Annotated in this window: 10 protein-coding genes and 6 pseudogenes; 4 read left to right on the forward strand and 12 right to left on the reverse strand. The window is 67.5% G+C overall.

Annotated elements, in window-relative coordinates; all coding sequences use genetic code 11:
- Nucleotides 1–96 precede the first annotated feature (96 nt).
- Nucleotides 97–1,636 (forward strand): annotated as a pseudogene (locus BTZ20_RS22600) (trehalose-6-phosphate synthase).
- 70 nt (nt 1,637–1,706) lie between these two features.
- Here the strand turns inward: BTZ20_RS22600 and BTZ20_RS22605 are convergent.
- From BTZ20_RS22605 to BTZ20_RS22660, 12 genes and pseudogenes are all read right to left on the reverse strand, one after another.
- Nucleotides 1,707–2,291, reverse strand: coding sequence for a h domain protein (locus tag BTZ20_RS22605; RefSeq protein WP_077042888.1), 585 nt, complete (start codon nt 2,289–2,291; stop codon nt 1,707–1,709).
- The gene (locus BTZ20_RS27425; RefSeq protein WP_223263476.1) at nt 2,288–2,959 is read right to left on the reverse strand and encodes a hypothetical protein; all 672 of its coding nucleotides are present in this window, start codon (nt 2,957–2,959) and stop codon (nt 2,288–2,290) included. The genes BTZ20_RS22605 and BTZ20_RS27425 overlap by 4 nt, the downstream gene beginning before the upstream one ends.
- Nucleotides 2,960–3,015: 56 nt before the next feature.
- Complete coding sequence (locus BTZ20_RS22615; protein ID WP_077042889.1) at nt 3,016–4,428, reverse strand: MCE family protein; 1,413 nt, start codon at nt 4,426–4,428, stop codon at nt 3,016–3,018.
- A pseudogene (locus BTZ20_RS22620) lies at nt 4,425–5,656 on the reverse strand (MCE family protein). Before BTZ20_RS22620 ends, BTZ20_RS22615 begins: the two are co-directional and overlap by 4 nt.
- A pseudogene (locus BTZ20_RS22625) lies at nt 5,653–6,935 on the reverse strand (MCE family protein). The pseudogenes BTZ20_RS22620 and BTZ20_RS22625 overlap by 4 nt, the downstream one beginning before the upstream one ends.
- Nucleotides 6,936–6,943: 8 nt before the next feature.
- Nucleotides 6,944–7,998 (reverse strand): annotated as a pseudogene (locus BTZ20_RS22630) (MCE family protein).
- A complete protein-coding gene (locus BTZ20_RS22635) occupies nt 7,995–9,020 on the reverse strand; it encodes an MCE family protein (protein ID WP_077042890.1) in 1,026 nt (341 codons plus the stop codon). Before BTZ20_RS22635 ends, BTZ20_RS22630 begins: the two are co-directional and overlap by 4 nt.
- Nucleotides 9,020–10,204 (reverse strand): MCE family protein, encoded by a 1,185-nt coding sequence (locus tag BTZ20_RS22640; RefSeq protein ID WP_077042891.1) that lies wholly within the window; start codon nt 10,202–10,204, stop codon nt 9,020–9,022. Before BTZ20_RS22640 ends, BTZ20_RS22635 begins: the two co-directional genes overlap by 1 nt.
- A 5-nt stretch (nt 10,205–10,209) precedes the next feature.
- On the reverse strand, nt 10,210–11,061 hold the full coding sequence (locus BTZ20_RS22645; RefSeq protein WP_077042892.1) for an MlaE family ABC transporter permease: 852 nt from the start codon (nt 11,059–11,061) through the stop codon (nt 10,210–10,212).
- 4 nt (nt 11,062–11,065) lie between these two features.
- Complete coding sequence (locus BTZ20_RS22650; protein WP_077042893.1) at nt 11,066–11,830, reverse strand: MlaE family ABC transporter permease; 765 nt, start codon at nt 11,828–11,830, stop codon at nt 11,066–11,068.
- Nucleotides 11,831–12,392: 562 nt separating this feature from the next.
- On the reverse strand, nt 12,393–13,307 hold the full coding sequence (locus BTZ20_RS22655; protein ID WP_077042894.1) for a 3-oxoacyl-ACP reductase: 915 nt from the start codon (nt 13,305–13,307) through the stop codon (nt 12,393–12,395).
- A gap of 98 nt (nt 13,308–13,405) precedes the next feature.
- The gene (locus BTZ20_RS22660; protein ID WP_077042895.1) at nt 13,406–13,597 is read right to left on the reverse strand and encodes a ferredoxin; all 192 of its coding nucleotides are present in this window, start codon (nt 13,595–13,597) and stop codon (nt 13,406–13,408) included.
- 226 nt (nt 13,598–13,823) lie between these two features.
- Here BTZ20_RS22660 and BTZ20_RS22665 point away from each other — a divergent pair, with 226 nt between their 5' ends.
- The 3 genes and pseudogenes from BTZ20_RS22665 (at nt 13,824) to BTZ20_RS22675 (ending at nt 17,822) form a co-directional block, all read left to right on the forward strand.
- Nucleotides 13,824–14,999, forward strand: coding sequence for an acyl-CoA dehydrogenase family protein (locus tag BTZ20_RS22665; protein WP_077043915.1), 1,176 nt, complete (start codon nt 13,824–13,826; stop codon nt 14,997–14,999).
- A gap of 68 nt (nt 15,000–15,067) precedes the next feature.
- Nucleotides 15,068–16,185: pseudogene (locus BTZ20_RS22670) on the forward strand (acyl-CoA dehydrogenase family protein).
- 15 nt (nt 16,186–16,200) lie between these two features.
- Nucleotides 16,201–17,822 (forward strand): annotated as a pseudogene (locus tag BTZ20_RS22675) (long-chain-fatty-acid--CoA ligase).
- The last annotated feature ends 56 nt before the right edge of the window (nt 17,823–17,878 follow it).

Genomic DNA, 17,878 nt, shown 5'->3' on the forward strand with positions numbered 1-17,878 from the left:
GAGCTCGAGCCGGTAGCGGACGAGACCGCCCGCCAGGCACAGCGAGTTGTCGCGGCATATGCGACAGATGCCGACGAATGCCGGATGTTGCTGTCTATGCTCGGCATCGGCCCTCGGCCAAGATCGACTAGTCAGCCGGCGCCGGCCGCGGTCGCGGCGGCATCCGAACAAAGGAAGATTGTGGGCTCCGCCTCGGAATTTGTTGTCGTTGCCAACCGGTTGCCCGTCGATCTCGAGACCCTGCCCGACGGCAGCACCAGGTGGAAGCGCAGTCCGGGTGGCCTCGTCACCGCGCTCGAACCGATCCTGCGCGGCAAGAAGGGCGCCTGGGTCGGCTGGCCGGGCGTGCCGGACACCGATCTTGGCCCCATCGTCGAGGATGGCATCGAGCTGTACCCCGTGCGCCTGAGCGCGCAGGAGGTCGCCGACTACTACGAGGGCTTCTCCAACGCCACCCTGTGGCCGCTGTACCACGACGTGATCGTCAAGCCGGTCTACGACCGTTCGTGGTGGAACGCGTACGTCGAGGTCAACCGCCGGTTCGCCGAGTCCACCTCGGCGGCCGCCGCGCACGGCGCGACGGTGTGGATTCAGGACTACCAGCTCCAGCTGGTGCCGAAGATGCTGCGGATGCTGCGCCCGGACCTGACCATCGGGTTCTTCCTGCACATCCCGTTCCCGCCGGTCGAGCTGTTCATGCAGATGCCATGGCGGCGGGAGATCGTCGAGGGCCTGCTGGGCGCCGACCTGATCGGCTTCCACCTGCCCGGCGGCGCACAGAACTTCCTGTACCTGGCGAGGCGGCTGGCGGGCCAGCCGACGTCGCGGGGCAATGTCGGGGTCCGGTCCAAGCTCGGCGTCGTCCAGGTGGGCTTCCGCAACGTGCGGGTCGGCGCGTTCCCGATCTCCATCGACTCGGGCCAGCTCGACGAGCTCTCCCGCAAGAAGTCGATAAGGGATCGCGCCAAGCAGATCCGCAAGGAGCTCGGCAATCCGGACAAGGTCATGCTCGGTGTGGACCGGCTGGACTACACCAAGGGAATCGACGTCCGCCTCAACGCCATTCGCGAGCTGCTCGAGGAGGGCCGGATGGATCCGGCCCAGAACATCATGGTCCAGCTCGCCACCCCAGCAGGGAGCGGGTCGAGAGCTACATCCAGATGCGCGGCGACATCGAGAAGCAGGTCGGCCGGATCAACGGCGAGTTCGGCCAGGTCGGCAGGCCGGTGGTGCACTACCTGCACCGGCCGATCCCCGCGAGGAGCTTATCGCCTTCTTCGTGGCCGCCGACGTCATGCTGGTGACCCCGCTCCGGGACGGCATGAACCTCGTCGCCAAGGAGTACGTGGCCTGCCGCAGCGACCTCGGTGGGGCCCTGCTGCTGAGCGAGTTCACCGGCGCCGCAGCCGAATTGCGCCAGGCCTACCAGGCCAACCCGCACGATCTCGACGGCGTCAAGGACGAGATGGTCGCGGCGCTCACCCAGGACCGCGAGGCGGGCAGGCGCCGGATGCGCGCGATGCGCCGTCAGGTGCTCGCGCACGACGTGGACCGCTGGGCCAAGTCGTTCCTCAACGCGCTGGCGCGGGATTCGGTCGCGGGCGGCGCGCTGCTCGGCGACGAACTCAAGGCCTGAGCCGACCGACATGCAAAAGGGCGCCGGCCCCGGGTGTGAACCCGGGGCCGGCACCCTTGTCTGCGCTCGGTTAGACCGGCGTGAGCCGGCCGGTCAGCCAGCGGTCGCCGTCCTTGTGCATCTCCATCCGCACCCGGCTACCGGTGGTGGCCGCGTCGGGGGCGTCGGCACTGGTGGTGATCTGGTTCAGGAACAGCAGCACGACGGCGTCGTCGGGGTCGGCCGAGACGACGGAGCCGCCCTGCACCGTGACCTGCACGGTGAGTTTCTTCTCCTTCGCACCGGGCGCGATCACCTCCGCCACCAGCGTGTTGTAGTCGTCCTTGAACGACCCGGTCAGGCCGTTCGCGGCCTCGGCGAGATCGGTGTCGACAGTGTTGTAGTTGTAGGACAGCATCGCGACGGCCTGGTCACCCGCCGCCGCCACCGCGTCGGTGCGCGCCTGCTCGGTCTTGTTGTCCTGGAGGTGCTGGTAGAACAGCACCCCGACACCCGCGGCAAGGGCGATGACCAGGGCCGCGGCGACCGCCGCGAGCACCGTGCGCCGCACACTGCGCGGCGTCACCTCCGTGGTGCCAGGCTCGGCCGACGGCTCGGTGACCGCCTCGGCCGACTTGTCCTCGGTGACCTGCTCGGTCGACTTGTCCTCGCTCATGGCACAAACTCCACCTTCGACGCCGTCATGGTCCCGCCGTCGTCCGTCACCGTCACGCGCATCCGGAAGTCGCGCGGTCCCGACTGGGACTGATCCGGTGTGGTCACGTTGGCCCGCGCGGCGACCAGCACCTGCGCTTTGTTGCCGTCCTCGCGCTCGAGTCCGGCCTCGATGATCTGGCCCTCGGTGGTGACCGAGGCCTCCTTCACGACGCTGACAAAGGGGTCCTGGCGGCCGTCGAACTCGGCCTTGAAGTCGCCGCTCGCGCCCGCAAGGATGCGCTCGACGTCTTCCTTGGCGGTTTCAGGCTTGATCGTGGTCAGGTTCAGCACGGTCTGCCGGGCGGTCTGCACGTAGGCGTTCCGCTTGGCATCCCGCTCGTTCGCCGCGTTCCTGTCGAACAGCAGCACGATCCCGGCCGCGATCAGCGCCAGCACCAGCACACCCGCCACGACCATGAGGACCGACGGCCGGCGACGGGGCGCCTTCGCGGCCGGCTCTGCGTCCACCGGCTCGGCATCCGCTGAAGAATCGGCTTCCACAGCCGACTCGGGCTCGGCCGCCTTGGGCGTGGCCGTGTCCGCGTCGGTCTGCGGCGCGCTCTGCTCGGGGGCGGCCTCGGCCGTCTCCGTCGTCGTCACGACCGTCGCCTCGGCCCGGTCTTCCACCGGGGGCCCCGCGCTACGGCTCGCGCGCCTGCGGGGAGCCGGCTTGTTCGCGTTGGTCAGCTCTGCTGACCGGTCATCATCGTCTGCCACGTCGACTCCTTTCCGGACGAGCCCCCCGACGCCAATGCCGGTTGGGTGTACAGCCGGCCATCGGGGCCGGTGTACTTGCCCGTCTTCGGGTCGTAGGGCCGCGCCGTCACCGGCGCCTCCACCGACTCGTCATAGGAGCTGGGAACTGTCGTGTACGAGGGTACATTCGGCGGCATGATCGGCCCGTTGGGCGGGTTGTTGCCCAGCGGGACATACCCGGTGCGGCACTCCTCCGGAGTCGGCGCCCGGCGGCCGGGGAACTCCATACAGGGGCTGTTCCTGGCGCCGCGCACGGTGCTGGGATCGTTTGGCGCCACCTTGCAGAACAGGTCCGGCGGGGTGTCCGGCGTGGACACCTCGGCGCCCGATCGCCACTGGTCGGGAGGGAGGAAGCCCGTGGTGCACGGCGGAGGGTCGTTGACCTCCAGCGCGAAGTTCACGATCGCGCCCTCCTCGATGGGCCCCTGGAACGCGGCGGTCGCCAGCCCCGCGGTGATCGGCGGGTACAGCACCAGGATCTGCTCGAGACTCTTGTTGTAGATCACCCCGACCTCGCCGACGCTCACCAGGTTCGCCAGCAGCAGTGGCAGCGTCGGCTTCAGGTCCTGGAACAGCGCGTTGGCCTCCGCGGCGGTGCCGGGGCCCTTCTCCAGAATGGCCCGCAGGTCCGGGTCGCTGGCGCGCAGCTGATCGGAGAACGTCACCAGGTTCTTGGTCCAGGACCGGATCGCGTCGCTGCTGACCACCTGGGTGTCGAGCAGCGGGCCGATCTGATCGATCAGCTGCAGGGTCGCGTCGGAGTTCGCGTTCGCCTCCTGGACGAACAGCCGCGCCGAGTCGATGAGCTGCTGCAGCTCGGGGCCGGTGCCGTTGAATGCCTTGAAGGCCTCGTCGACGACCAGCTTCAGCTGGGTGTTGGAGACGCTCTCGACCAGGGTGTTGGCCTGATCGAGCAGCGCACCGACCTCCTGTGGCACCGAGGACCGGTCCTCGGGGATGACATCCCCGTCCGACAGGTACGGCTCGGAATCCTCGCGCGGGATCAGGTCCACGTACTGCTCGCCGACCGCGGACACGCTCTTGACCGCCGCGTCCACGTCGGCCGGGATCTTGTACTTGCTGGCGATGGACAGCTTCGCGTCCACCCCGGACTCGGTGAGCACCACCTCGTCGACGGTGCCCACATTGGTCCCGCGGTAGGCCACGTTGGCGTGCGGGTACAGGCCGCCGGTGGACGCCAGCTCGACGGTGACGTCGTACCGACCGATCCCGAACATGGCGGGGAGTTGGACGTACTGCGTCGCCATCACGGACAACCCGATCACCGTGAGGATCGAGAAGATGACCAACTGAACGCGGACGAACTTCGACAGCATCATGGCTTGGGCGCTCCTAGCTGCGGAAGGCCGGGGATCTGGGGGAGCTGGATCTGCGGTAGGCCGGGGATCGACGGGGCCGGTGCGGGCGCCGCGGCAGGCTTGGCCGGGGGCTTCGGTGCGGGGCTCTGCAGCGGGTTCGTCGACTGCCCGGCGACGCCTGCCGCCTTACCGAGCGCGCCCTCGATGCCGCCGAGCGTGCCGCCGAGGCCGGTACCGGTCAGGAAGTTGGTGTCCAACCGCTTGCCGGTCAGGTCGATTGTCATCATCAGGTTCGCGTAGTCCCCCGGAACACCTGGTCCAGGTTCTTGAGCGCGAACGGGTAGCTGAGCAGGAGCGAGAGCACCTCCGTGAGCGAGTTCCCGGTGTTGGCGAGCGTATTGAGCACCGGCACCAGCGCGTGCAGATTGGCCTTGAGGTCGTCGCCGCTCTCGTTGATCACCCGCGTGGCCGTGGCGCTGAGGTTGCCCAGTGCAATCAGGGCATCGGTCAGGTTCTGCCGCTGGCCCACGAGCACCTCGAGCGCGGGCGGGATACCGTCGAGCGCGGCGGTCAGCGTCGCGGTCTGCTGATTCACGTTGGTGGACAGTCGATCCAGGCCCTCCATCGCCGTGACGATATCGCCGCGCTGACGGTCCAGGCTGCCGACCAGCTGGTCGAGCTGCGGCAGCAGATCGCGGATCGAGTCCTCGCGGCCGACCAGGCCCGCGTTGAGTTCCCTTGTGATGTCGTTGATCTGCGCCAGCCCGCCGCCGTTGAGCACGACGGAGAGCGAGGACAGCGTCTGCTCGGTGGTCGGGTAGGCGCCCGCGCGCGCCTCCGGGATGACGTCGCCGTCGGAAAGCGTTCCCTCAGGAGCGATCCCGACGGGCGGCGCCAGCTCCAGGTGCTGCGAGCCGAGGAGGCTGGTCTGGCCGATCTTCGCGGTCGCGTTCGCGGGGAGCACGACGTCCTCGTTCAGCGAGACGGTGACGACCGCGTGCCAGTTCTGCACCTCGATGGAATCGACCGTGCCGACCGTGACGTCGTTCACCCGCACCGGCGAGTTCTCCGACAGGGTGGTCACGTTCGGCATCTCGATCTTCACCGAGTACGCGCCGTCCCCGCTGCCCTCGGTGCCGGGCATGGGCACCGAGTTCAGGCCGGTCCATTCGCATCCGGTGAGGGCGATCGTCAGCCCGAACGCGATCGATCCGATCGCGACCCGGCGGTGGGTGCTGGTGCGTGTCATCGGCCACCTCCCGGCTTGAGCAAGGACTCGAGATCCTTGGGCACGTTGATCGTCGGCAGGCCGGCGAGCGGCCCGGCGATGGGCTTGATCGTCGACTTGGCGGCCCGCGCCGGGATCTGGTTCTCCAGGCTCGGAGGACTGAAGGTCAACTGGTCCGGCATGGCCTGGACGCCCGTGGTCGGGTTCGTCAGGATCCCCGGGTAGTTCATCTTCACCGAGTTCAGCACCGGCCCCAGGAACTGCGCGCACAGGTCGGCGCTCTTGGCGGAGTCGTTGGTCTCGAGGGCCTCGACCATGCCGCAGATCATGTTGATGGGGTTGTTCGCGTTGCTCGCCGCGATCACGCCGGTCAGCGAGCCCGCCGCGGGCTGATAGATGTTGTTGAAGTTCGCGAGCGCGTTCGGCGCGATGTGCAGGACCCGCTCGATCTCCGGCCGCTTCTGCGCCAGCACCTGGGTGGCATCGGCGAGCCGTTCCACCGATTCGGTGAGGCCGGCGCGGTTGTCGCTGACGAACCGCTGCACATCGCCCATCGCCACGTTGAGGTCGCTCAGCGCCACGCCGAGCTCGTCGGTGTTGTCCGCGAGCACGGAGGACACCGATGCGAGGTGGCCGCTGAACTGCACGATCTGCTGGTTGCTCGCGGACAGCGCGTTCACGAAGGCCTGCAGGTTCCGGATGGTGGAGAACAGGTCCGTTCGGCCCTGCGAGAGGGTGTGCATGGTGTCCGAGAGCTCGCGCAGGGTCTTGTTGATGCTCTCGCCGTTGCCCTCGAGGTTGTCGGCCGCGGTGTCGATGAACCGGCCGAGCGAGCCCTGGTCGGCGCCGCCCTCCGGGCCGAGCGCGGTGGAGAGCTTGGCGAGTTCCGCCTTGATCTCGTCCCACTCGACCGGAACGGCGGTGCGCTCCACCGGGATCTCGGCGTCGTCGCCCATCGTCTCGCCGCCGGTGTACACCGGCGTCAGCTGGATGAAGCGCGCCGCCACCAGGCTGGGCGCCACGATGATCGCCTTGGCGTCCGCGGGATGTCCACGCCCGAATCGACGTCCATCTCCACCCTGGCGTTGTCGCCCTCTGGATCGATGCTGGCGATCTTGCCCACCGTCACGCCGAGCACCCGCACGTCGTCGCCCGGGTAGATGCCGGTCGTCGTGGGGAAGTACGCGGTGATCCGGTTCTTCCCGAGCCCCGGGAACAGGAACAGGGTGCCCGCCACCAGCGCTGCTATCACCACAGCGGCGGAAACACCGCGCAGGATCCACTTCTTGCGGTCCGTCATCGGGGCGCTCACCGGTTCGGATCCACGGGAGTGACGGACAGCGGCGGGAACTGCTGCAGGTCCTTGGGCACGTGCTCGGGCCAGACCAGCGAGTCGGTCAGGGTCTGCGTCATGGCGCCGATTTGGAAGTTCGCCACGTACGCCATGAAGAACGGTCCGCTGCCGACGGATTCGCCGAGCGCGGTCGCGTAGGGACCGAGCCCGTCGAGGGCCTTCCCGATGTTGTCCTTGTTCTCCTGCAGCACCGCCACCACCGAGTTCAGCTTCTCCAGAGTCGGTTTGATCTGTTCCTGGTTGTCCTGCACCACACCGGACAGCTGCCGGGACACCGCGGAGATGTTCACGATCAGCTCACTGATCGCGTTCCGTCGGCGGTCGAGCTCGCCGAGCAGTTGGTTGCCGTCCACCAGCAGGGCGTTGATCTGGTCGCTCCTGGTCGCCAGGATCCCCGTCACGCCTTCAGCTCGATGGAGCAGCTCGCGCAGGCTCTCGTCGCGCGAGTTGATGCTCGCCGAGAGCCGAGTGACCCCGTCCAAGGCGGTCCGCAGCTCGGGCGGGGTGTCCTGGAGCGTGTCGGACATCGCGTTCAGCGAGTTGTTGAGCTGATCGGTGTCGAGGTCGGAGACGGTGTTGGACAGGTCGCCGAGCGCGTCGTTGAGCGAGTACGGGGAGTTGGTGCGCTCCAACGGAATCGTCTCGGACTTGCGCAGCGTCCCGCCGCCCGCGGGGTCACCTTGAGCGACTTGCGACCGAGGATGGTGTTGGTCTTGACCGCGGCGCTCGTCTCGTCGCCGAGCGCGATCCCGTCCTGGACGGTGAAGGTGACCAGCACCTGCGGGCCGTCCAGGTCGACCTTGTCGACGGTGCCGACGTTGACGCCCGAGACGGTGACATCGTCCCCGGTCATCAGTCCGCCCGCGTCGGCGAAATGCGCGGTGTACTGGCCGCCGCCGGAGATGAACGGCAGCTGGTCGTACTGCATGCCTGCAATCACCAAGGAGCCGGCGACTACGAGGCCAATGATCCCGATCTGAACGGGGTCTCTTTCGCGTGGCTTCGTCACTTGAACGCACACCTCCCTGTCGTCTGCGTCGGGGTCGTGGGGAGGTCCACCATCAGGTCCTTGCCATCCGGGCCGTCGAACTTGAACCTCACGCTGCAGGTATAGAACTGGAAGAACCCGCCGTACGCACCCACCCGGATCAGCTTCTTGTATGCCTCGGGCAACGCCCCGAGCACCCAGTTGATGTCGTCCTGGCCCAGATCGAGCTGGGTCGCGACACGGCCCGTCTCGGTGATGGTGGACTGCAGATCCGGCCGCGCACCCTGCAACAGTTCGGCGAGATCTCCCGTGGCGGTGGCAATCTGCGGGATCGCGTTACCGATCGGATCACTGTCCTTCGCGAGCCCGCTGACCAGCTGCTGGAGCTGATCGATCGTCGTGGAGAACTGTTCGCCCTTGTTGTTGATCGTGCCGAGCGTGGTGTTCAGGTTGGTGATCACCTCGCCGATCAGCTCGTCCCGGTCGGCCAGGGTCTTGGTGAAGGAGCTGGTGCTGCCGAGTAGCGAGACCAGCGTGCCGCCCTGCCCCTGGAACACCTGCAACAGCGCACCGGAGAGGTCGTTGACCTGTTCAGCGTCCAGGCCCTTGAGCAGCGGCTTGAACCCGCCGAGCAGCAGATCGAGGTCGAGCGCGGGCGAGGTCTGATCGTCCGGGATGGTCCCGCCGTCGTCGAGCTGCTCCATCGAGCCGGCGCCCTCGAGCAGCTCGAGGTACCGGTCACCCACCAGGTTCTCGTAGCGCACGGTGGCCCTGGTGCTCTTGAAGAGCTCGTACTGGCTGTCGACGTTGAAGTCGACCTCGGCGAGGTTGTCGCTGTCGATGCTCACGCCCTTCACCGAACCAACCGGCACGCCTGCGATGCGCACCTTGTCACCCGGCTTCACTCCGGACGAATCGGTGAACTGCGCGGTGAAGGAGTTCGAGCTGCTGAAGCGGTACTGGCTGAACACGATCGCCAGGCCGGCGAAGATCAGCGCCATCACCGTGGTGAAGACGAGCAGTTTGACAGTGGTCGGCCGCATCAGTTTCCCCCCTCCGGGTAGACGCCCGCGTACAGCAGCTGGAAGACCTTGGGCATGTTCGTGCCCACCTTCGTGGCCGGTACGTACGGCACCGTCCCGGTGTCGGCGACGAGGAAGTTCGCGTTACCGTCACGCCGCACATCGAAGTCGGGCAGGCCCATGCAGTTCGGTCCGCCGGTGGCGTTCACCTTCGGCAGGTCCTTCGGGTAGGTGTACGGCTCGATGCCGTACTGGAAATTCGTGCTCAGCGCGAAGCCCGGCTGCAGACCACCCTCGAGTTGCTCCGCGGCAGGACGGAGCTTGTTCAGCCCGGTGATCAGGCACCCGATCACGGGCGAGTACTCGGACAGCAGCTCGGTCGTGGGCCGCAGGTCCGCCAGCGCCTTCGTCAGGTTGGCCTCGTTCTCGGTGAGCACGCCGTTCGCGTTGTTCGCCAGCCCGGTCACGTTCATCAGCAGCAGGTCGAGGTTCGCCTGCTCGTCGACGATGGTGCCGCTGGTCGCGGTCGCGTTGTCGAGCAACCGCATCAGGTTCGGCGTGACGTCGGCGTAGACGTTGGTGACCGTCGAGGCGGCCTGGAGGTCGCGCTGCAACTGCGGCAGTGCGGGATTCACCTTCTTCAGGTACTGGTCGGTCTCCTCCAGCAGCTGGCCGAGCTGATCCCCGCGGCCGTTGAGCGCCTCTGAGATCGCGCCGAGAGTGGCGTTGAGCTTCTCCGGCTCGATCTGCTGCAGCAGCGTCGACAGGTTCTCGAACAGCGTGTTGAACTCGACGGTCACCGAGTCGGCCTCGATGGTGGTGCCGGGCGACAGCGAGCTCGACGACGGGTTCTCCGGCACAACGAAGTTCACGTACTTGGCGCCGAACACGGTGGTGGACTTGATCTCCACCTGTGCGTTCGACGGGATCAGGTGCATGGAGGCCGGATCCATCGCCAACTCGAGCTTGGCCTGGTCGCCCTCCTGACCGATGGAGGCGACGCGGCCGACCTGCACGCCGCGCATCTTCACCTTGGCGTCGGGGTCCATCACCAGACCCGCGCGGTCGGCGGTCACCGTCACCGGCTCACTGTCGGTGAAGCCACCGGAGAACATGGTCAGCGCGACGGTCGCGACGCCGACCAGGCTGCCCACGAGCACCAGCGCGGCGACCTTCTTCTTCCATTTGGGTTCAGGTTCAGACATGCGCGCTATCCCGAGAGGTTGAAGTTGCCGGACCCACCGTAGATGGCGAGCGAGATGAGCAGCGTGACCGTGACCACCGCGATCAGCGAGGTACGCACCGCATTACCGACCGCCACGCCCACGCCGACCGGGCCTCCACTGGCGTTGTACCCGTAGTAGGTGTGGATGAGCATGACGGCCAGCGCCATCACGATCGCCTGGGCGAAGGACCAGAGGATGTCCGTCGGTATCAGGAAAGTCGAGAAGTAGTGGTCGTAGACGCCAGGCGACTGCCCGTAGATCACGACCGTCGCGAATCGGCTGGCGATGAACGAGGCGGTCACGGCCAGCGCGTAGAGCGGCACGATCGCGATCATCCCCGCCATCACACGGGTGCTCACCAGGTACGGAATCGACGGGATCGCCATCACCTCGAGCGCGTCGATCTCCTCGGTGACCCGCATCGCGCCCAGCTGTGCTGTGGAGCCGGCGCCGATGGTGGCCGCGAGCCCGATGCCCGCGATGACCGGCGCGACGATGCGCACGTTGATGAAGGCGGCGAAGAAGCCGGTCAGAGCCTCGACGCCGATGTTGCCGAGGGAACTGAAGCCCTGCACGGCAATGGTGCCGCCTGCGAAGAGGGTCAGGAAGCCGACGATCACGACGGTGCCACCGATCACGGCGAGCGCGCCGGTGCCCATGCTGATCTCGGCGATCAGCCGGATCGTCTCTTTCCGGTAGTGGATGAACGCGCGCGGGGCCGAGGCGACTGCCCGCCAATAGAACAGCGCCTGATCACCGATGCCGTCGATCGAACCGGAGAACTTGCTGATCCGCTTCCTGGTCCCACGGAAACGCCCTGTCAGTGCGAATGCCATCCCGTCACCCCGCCGTCAGCTTGACACCGACGGCGGTGACGAGAACGTTCACCACGAACAGCGCCATGAACGCGAAGACGACCGTCTGGTTCACCGCGTCACCCACACTCTTTGCGCCACCCTTTACGTTGAGCCCCAGGAAGCAGGCGACAAGGCCCGCGATCATGCCGAACAAACCGGCCTTGAGCTGCGAGAGCATCAGCTCACCGAAACCGGTCAGCAGGGTGATCCCGTTGATGAAGGCGCCGGGGTTCACGTCCTGCAGAAAGACAGAGAATACGAAGCCGCCGACGATGCCGATGGTGGACACCAGCCCGTTGAGGAGCAGGGCGACCACCGTCGAGGCGAGCACCCGAGGCACCACCAGTCGGTGGATCGGGTTGATGCCGAGCACCTTCATCGCATCGATCTCTTCGCGGATGGTTCGCGCGGCGAGGTCGGCGCAGATCGCGGTGGCGCCCGCACCGGCGACGATCAGCACGGTGACCATCGGCCCCACCTGGGTGACCGCGCCGAGCGCGGTTCCCGCGCCGCTGAGGTCGGCGGCGCCGATCTCGCGCAGCAGGACGTTGATCGTGAAGACCACGAGCACGGTGAACGGGATGGCGACGAGCACAGTCGGCACCATTGACACCCGGGCCACGAACCAGGCCTGGTCTACGAATTCACGGCGCTGGAAAGGCCGCTTGCCCATCGCCTTGAAGGTCTCCCCCGCCATCGCGAAGAAGCCGCCCACGGCGCGCAGCGGCACCAGAAGGAGGTCATCCATCGTGCCTCCTCGTCAGTGTTCTCGCGCAGGGCACCGCGGAGGAGATGCGAGATCCCCCGGATGCCTGTGATCCAGGTCATACTAACTAGAACGTGTTCACCTGTCAAAGGTGTTCCCCTCCGGACGCATCGGTGCTGGTCAACTCGTACCACCGGGAGGGCGGACCCGGCGGCTGGGCACCCGCGTTCAGCGGGGCCCGGCCGGCGGGTTCGGTGGCCGGTGCCGCATGCCAGGAGCGGGGCTCCGAGCATGCGACCTCCGGCCACGTTGACTCCCTTTGTCTTTCATCGATCACGTGCCTGGTGAGTCCCGATGGCCACCGACCACGACACCGAGTATCCACACAAGTGCGAAGGCTTTCCCCCACGCTCGTTCGGCCACTCGGGCTCGTGCCGCGACCACTCCGGGATTCGTCCCCACCCCACCCGGACGTGCGGAAATCTAGAACACGTACTCATTGCCGTCGGGGCAGCTCAAACCCACCCCGGCCATCATCTTCACCCAGCCGGCCTACCCGCGTGCCGAAATTCGCACGTTTCTCAGGTAGGGCCGAACGTGCAGGTCAGCCGAGCGACTTGACCGCTTCGGTCGCCGCGAACATCCGAGCCGGATCGCGCCCGTCGAAGTAGCCGCCGAGCGAATCCGCGAGACCCTCGGGAGTCCACACAGCATCGGGCGAATCGAATCGCTGCTCGACGACCGGCGCGGCCATGAGCGCGACCATCGGCCCGTAGACGATGAAGACCTGACCGTTGATGGCGTCGGCCGCGGGCGAAGCCAGGTACGACACCAGGTTCACGACGTGCTCCGGCGAGAGCGGATCGGTTCCGTCCTCGGGGGCGTCACCGAAGACGTTCTCGGTCATCGCCGTGCGTGCGCGCGGGCAGATCGCGTTGGCGCGAACGCCGTAGCGCTCGAGGCCGCGCGCCGCGGACAGGGTGAGGGCGGTGATGCCCGCCTTGGCCGCACCGTAGTTCGGCTGTCCGGCCGGGCCGAGCAGGCCGGCCTCGGACGACGTGTTGATCAGACGGCCGTAGACCGGTGCGCCCGCCGCCTTCGACTCGGCGCGCCAGTGCACCGCCGCGTTGCGGCACAGCAGGAAGTGGCCGCGCAGGTGGACCTTGAGAACGAGATCCCAGTCCTCGTCGGACATGCTGAACAGCATCTTGTCCCGCACGATGCCCGCGTTGTTGACGACGATGTCGACGCCGCCGGCCTGCTGGGCAGCCTCCATCAACGCGTCGGCGGTGGCGCGCTCGCCGATGTCGCCGGGGATGAACACCGCCTTGCCGCCGAGGGTCTGGATCTCGTCGAGGACCGCATCGGCGTTCTCGTTGGCCACCAGATCGTTGATGACGACGTTCGCGCCCGCCTTGGCGAGGCCGATCGCCTCGGCCTTGCCGAGACCCGACGCTCCACCGGTCACGATTGCGACCTTGCCGTCCAGACTTACCTCGCGACTAGTCAAACTCACCACTGCCTTCGTGATTTCGATGCGGCCCCCGGAGCGGGTTCCGCCGTCACATCCGTGACGGCGCTCACTCTAGAACGTGTTCTTATTCCCGGCAAGAACAGTTAGCGCTCGAGGGTCAGCGCAGCGCGCGGGCACTGGGCGACGGACTCCTCCAACTTGGCCACCGAATCGGCGTCGTCACCGGGCTGGGTGATCACCAGTTCGTCATCGTCCGTCAGATCGAAGATGTCCGGCGCGATGCCGACGCAGACACCGTTCGCCTCACAGCGATCCCTATCGACCTTGACCTCCATGAATGAACCTCACTTCTCGTTCGAATCGACGTCTGCGGCACGCGTGTCTATGGGCTGGACCCGCGGGCAGATCCAGCATAAGACTAGAACCCGTTCCACTCCTGTGCAATGATGCGAAAAACCCATAGTGACGGGCCGAAAGTGCGTCTCGCCAGCTCGGCCGATCGCAACCAGATAACGGCACCAAAACAGACTAGAACCTGTGTCAGAGACCGGAGAGGTACCGATGCAAATCACCTACAGCGCCGAGCAGCAGAAGCTGCGGGAGGAGCTGCGCGCCTATTTCGCGAAGCTCATCACTCCCGAGCGTCGCGAAGCGCTCAACGCCCAGACCGGCGAGTACGGCTCGGGCACCGTCTACCGCGACGTCGTGCGCGAGATGGGCAAGGACGGCTGGCTCACGCTCGGCTGGCCCAAGGAGTACGGCGGACAGGAGCGGTCGCCGATCGACCAGCTGATCTTCACCGACGAGGCCGCGATCGCAGGCGCCCCGGTGCCGTTCCTCACGATCAACTCCGTCGCGCCGACCATCATGCATTACGGCTCGGAGGAGCAGAAGAAGTTCTTCCTGCCCAAGATCTCCTCGGGTGAGGTGCACTTCTCCATCGGGTACTCCGAGCCCGGCGCGGGCACCGACCTGGCCAGCCTGCGGACCACCGCGGTCAAGGACGGCGACGACTACGTCATCAACGGCCAGAAGATGTGGACGAGCCTGATCGCGTACGCGGACTACGTGTGGCTCGCCGTCCGCACCGACCCGAATGTCAAGAAGCACAAGGGCATCAGCATGCTGATCGTCCCGACGACCGCCGAGGGCTTCTCCTACACCCCGGTGCACACCATGGCCGGTCCGGACACCAGCGCCACGTACTACCAGGACGTGCGTGTCCCGTCGTCCGCACTGGTCGGCGAGGAGAACGGTGGCTGGGGGCTGATGACCAATCAGCTCAACCACGAACGGGTCGCGCTGGTCTCCGCCGCGCAGATCCAGGGCGCGCTGCGCGACACCATCGAGTGGGCGCAGAACACCAAGCTGGCCGACGGCCGTCGCGTGATCGACCAGGAATGGGTGCAGATCAACCTCGCCCGGGTGCACGCCAAGGTCGAGTACCTCAAGCTGCTGAACTGGGAGGTGTCCTCCGCGGAGGCCCCGAGCAAGGGCGACGCGTCGGCATGCAAGGTCTTCGGCACCGAGTTCGCCACCGAGGCGTACCGACTGCTCATGGAGGTCCTCGGCCCCCTGGCATACCTGCGGCAGGACTCGAAGGGCGTCGCCGTGCGCGGCCGCCTCGAGCGTTGGCACCGTTCCGCCCTGATCCTGACCTTCGGCGGCGGCACCAACGAGGTGCAGCGCGACATCCTCGCCATGACGGCGCTGGGCCAGCCGCCCGCCAAGCGGTGACTACCACCGCCCACCAGGCGCTGACCCCGGCCCCATCCTGCGCTGACCGCGCGAGTCAAAGGAACATCATGGATTTCAGCCACACAGAGGCCCAGCAGGACCTCGAACAACTCACCCGGAGCATCGCCGAGAAGCTCACCACCAACGACCGCCTGCGCGAACTGGACGCCGCCGAGGACCGCTTCGACGACAAGCTCTGGCAGGCCCTCGCCGATGCGGGCGTGCTCGCGGCTGCGCTGCCCGAGTCGGTCGGCGGCGGCGGCTTCGGCATCCTCGAACAGTGCAGCGTGCTGCGCGAACTGGGCCGGCCGCTCGCGGCGGTGCCGTACCTGTCCTCGATCGTCCTCGCCGCGTCGGCACTCGCCGAGTTCGGTGACGACGCCCAGCGCCAGTGGGCGCAGCGCGCCGGAGCGGGCGAGGTCGTCCTGACCGTCGCCCTCGCCGAGGAGCTCAACGACAACCCGGCCAAGCCGGTGACCACGGCGGTCCGCAGCGGCGACGAGTGGCTGCTGACCGGCACCAAGATCACCGTGCCCGCGGCCGCTTTCGCGGACCTGATCCTGGTTCCCGCCACCACCCCGAGGGTGTCGCGGTGTTCCTGGTGCAGCCGTCCGATGCCGGGGTCACCATCGACCGCCAGCGTGTCACCGACTTCAGCGCCGAGTCGATCGTCGAGCTGGCAGGCACCAAGGTCGGAGCGGACCGGCTGCTCGGCAGCACCGAGAACGGCGCCGAGATCGTGGACTGGATCCTGGCCCGCGCCGCGGTCGCGCTGAGCGCGACCCAGCTCGGCACCCTGGAGCGGGCCCTGGAACTGGTCGCGGAGTACGCGCGCGAGCGGGTCCAGTTCGACCGTCCGATCGGCAGCTTCCAGGCCGTGGCCCAGCGCCTCGCCGACGCCTTTATCGACGTCAAGGGTGTCCGGTCCACGCTGTGGCAGGCCGCCTGGCGGCTCAGCGAGAACCTGCCTGCAGAGGAAGAGGTCCGGACCGCGAAGTTCTGGGCGGCCGATGCGGGCCACCGCGTCGCACACACCGTGATCCACATCCACGGCGGCGTCGGCCTCGACCGCGACCACCCGGTGCACCGGTACTTCCTGGCTGCCAAGCACAACGAGTTCGCGCTGGGCTCGGCCACCGAGCAGTTGCGCAGGCTGGGACAGATCCTCGCCGACGTGCCTGCCTGAACCTAGGCTGCACACATGACGACCGCGATGCCCACCGTCACCGATCTGTTGCTCCGGCTTCGAGACGACGACGACCACGGAATTCTGTTCGAGGACAAGAGAATTCCTTGGTCCGAACACCTCGCACTCAGCGCCGGTCTGGCGGCGGGCCTTGCGGCCCTGTTCGATCCGGCAGCACCCCGACACGTCGGGGTGCTGCTGGACAACGTTCCCGAGTTCTCCCTCCTGCTCGGAGCCGCGGCGTTGGGCGGTTCGGTCGTGGTGGGTCTGAACACCACCCGGCGCGGCGAGGCGCTCGCGGGCGACATCGCGCGCGCCGACTGCCAAGTTGTGGTCACCGACACCGAGCGTCGCGCCCTGCTCGACGGCCTCGACCTGGGCGGCGTTCGCGTAATCACGATCGACGGCCCCGACTGGCCGGAACTGCTTGCCGCGCACCGCGACAGCGCCCTGCCGACGCCGGCTCCCGCGGGCGACGACCTGTTCATGCTGATCTTCACCTCCGGCACCAGTGGGAATCCGAAGGCGGTCCAGGTGACCCACCGCATGGTGGCCGGGCCCGGTATCATGCTCGCCGATCGGTTCGGGCTGTCGGCCGCCGACACCGCCTACATCTCGATGCCGATGTTCCACTCGGGCGCGGTGATGGCCTGTTGGGCGGTCGCCGTCGCCGTCGGCGCGGATCTCGCATTGCGCCGCAAGTTCTCCGCGTCCCAGTTCATCCCGGACGTCCGGCGGTTCGGCGCCACCTATGCGCACTACGTCGGCAAACCCCTTGCCTACGTGCTGGCCACCCCGAGGCGGCCGACGACGCGGACAACCCACTGAAGGTGCTCTACGGCAACGAGGGATCCCCGTCCTCGATCGCCGAGTTCGGGCGCCGGTTCGATGTCCGGGTGGTCGACGGGTTCGGTTCCACCGAGGGCGGCGTGCTGATCCCGCGGAGCCCCGGCACCCCCGTCGGCGCCCTCGGACTGCTCCCCGCCGGCATCGAGGTGCTCGACCCGGACACCGGGGTCCCGTGCCCCGCCGCGGAGTTCGACGCCGCCGGGCGGATCGTCAACGCGGATGTCGCGACCGGCGAGCTGGTGAACACCGCGGGCACAGGGAGTTTCGCGGGGTACTACAAGAATCCTGAGGCCGAGGCCGAGCGGGTCCGGAACGGCCAGTACTGGAGCGGCGATCTGGGCTACCGGGACGCGGAGGGCTTCGTGTACTTCGCAGGCCGCAGCTCCGGCTGGATGCGGGTCGACGGCGAGAACCTCGGCACCGCGCCCATCGAGCAGATCCTCGGCAGGCATCCTCACGTCGGCGAGGTCGCCGCGTACGGGGTTCCCGACCCCGAGGTCGGCGACCGGGTTGCCGTCGCACTGGTGGCGACGAGCGACTTCGACATCGCCGACTTCTCCCACTTCCTCGGCGCCCAGCCGGATCTCGGACCGAAGCAGGTGCCGAGCTTCGTCCGGGTCTGCGCGGACCTGCCCCGCACGGCCACCTACAAGGTCCTCGGACGCACCCTCAGCGCCGAGCGCTGGCACTGCGCCGACCCGGTCTGGTACCGCGCGCCCGGTGGCATCGACTTCGAACCCGTGACCCCGGAGCTGCGGGCGAAGCTCGACGCCGAGCTGAACACCTAGACGTCGTTCACTGGTCCCCCAGAGCTCCTCGGGCGGTTCCGGAGACAGCACGGAGG

Source organism: Rhodococcus sp. MTM3W5.2 (genome assembly GCF_001984015.1).
Taxonomy (GTDB): Bacteria; Actinomycetota; Actinomycetes; order Mycobacteriales; family Mycobacteriaceae; genus Rhodococcus_G; species Rhodococcus_G oryzae.

What these genes read in the sequence shown, in the direction of transcription:
- BTZ20_RS22605 (WP_077042888.1), bottom strand. Translation starts at nt 2,291, where the DNA reads ATGAGCGAGGACAAGTCGACCGAGCAGGTCACCGAGGACAAGTCGGCC.
- BTZ20_RS22615 (WP_077042889.1), bottom strand. Translation starts at nt 4,428, where the DNA reads ATGATGCTGTCGAAGTTCGTCCGCGTTCAGTTGGTCATCTTCTCGATC.
- BTZ20_RS22635 (WP_077042890.1), bottom strand. Translation starts at nt 9,020, where the DNA reads ATGCGGCCGACCACTGTCAAACTGCTCGTCTTCACCACGGTGATGGCG.
- BTZ20_RS22640 (WP_077042891.1), bottom strand. Translation starts at nt 10,204, where the DNA reads ATGTCTGAACCTGAACCCAAATGGAAGAAGAAGGTCGCCGCGCTGGTG.
- BTZ20_RS22645 (WP_077042892.1), bottom strand. Translation starts at nt 11,061, where the DNA reads ATGGCATTCGCACTGACAGGGCGTTTCCGTGGGACCAGGAAGCGGATC.
- BTZ20_RS22650 (WP_077042893.1), bottom strand. Translation starts at nt 11,830, where the DNA reads ATGGATGACCTCCTTCTGGTGCCGCTGCGCGCCGTGGGCGGCTTCTTC.
- BTZ20_RS22660 (WP_077042895.1), bottom strand. Translation starts at nt 13,597, where the DNA reads ATGGAGGTCAAGGTCGATAGGGATCGCTGTGAGGCGAACGGTGTCTGC.
- BTZ20_RS22665 (WP_077043915.1), top strand. Translation starts at nt 13,824, where the DNA reads ATGCAAATCACCTACAGCGCCGAGCAGCAGAAGCTGCGGGAGGAGCTG.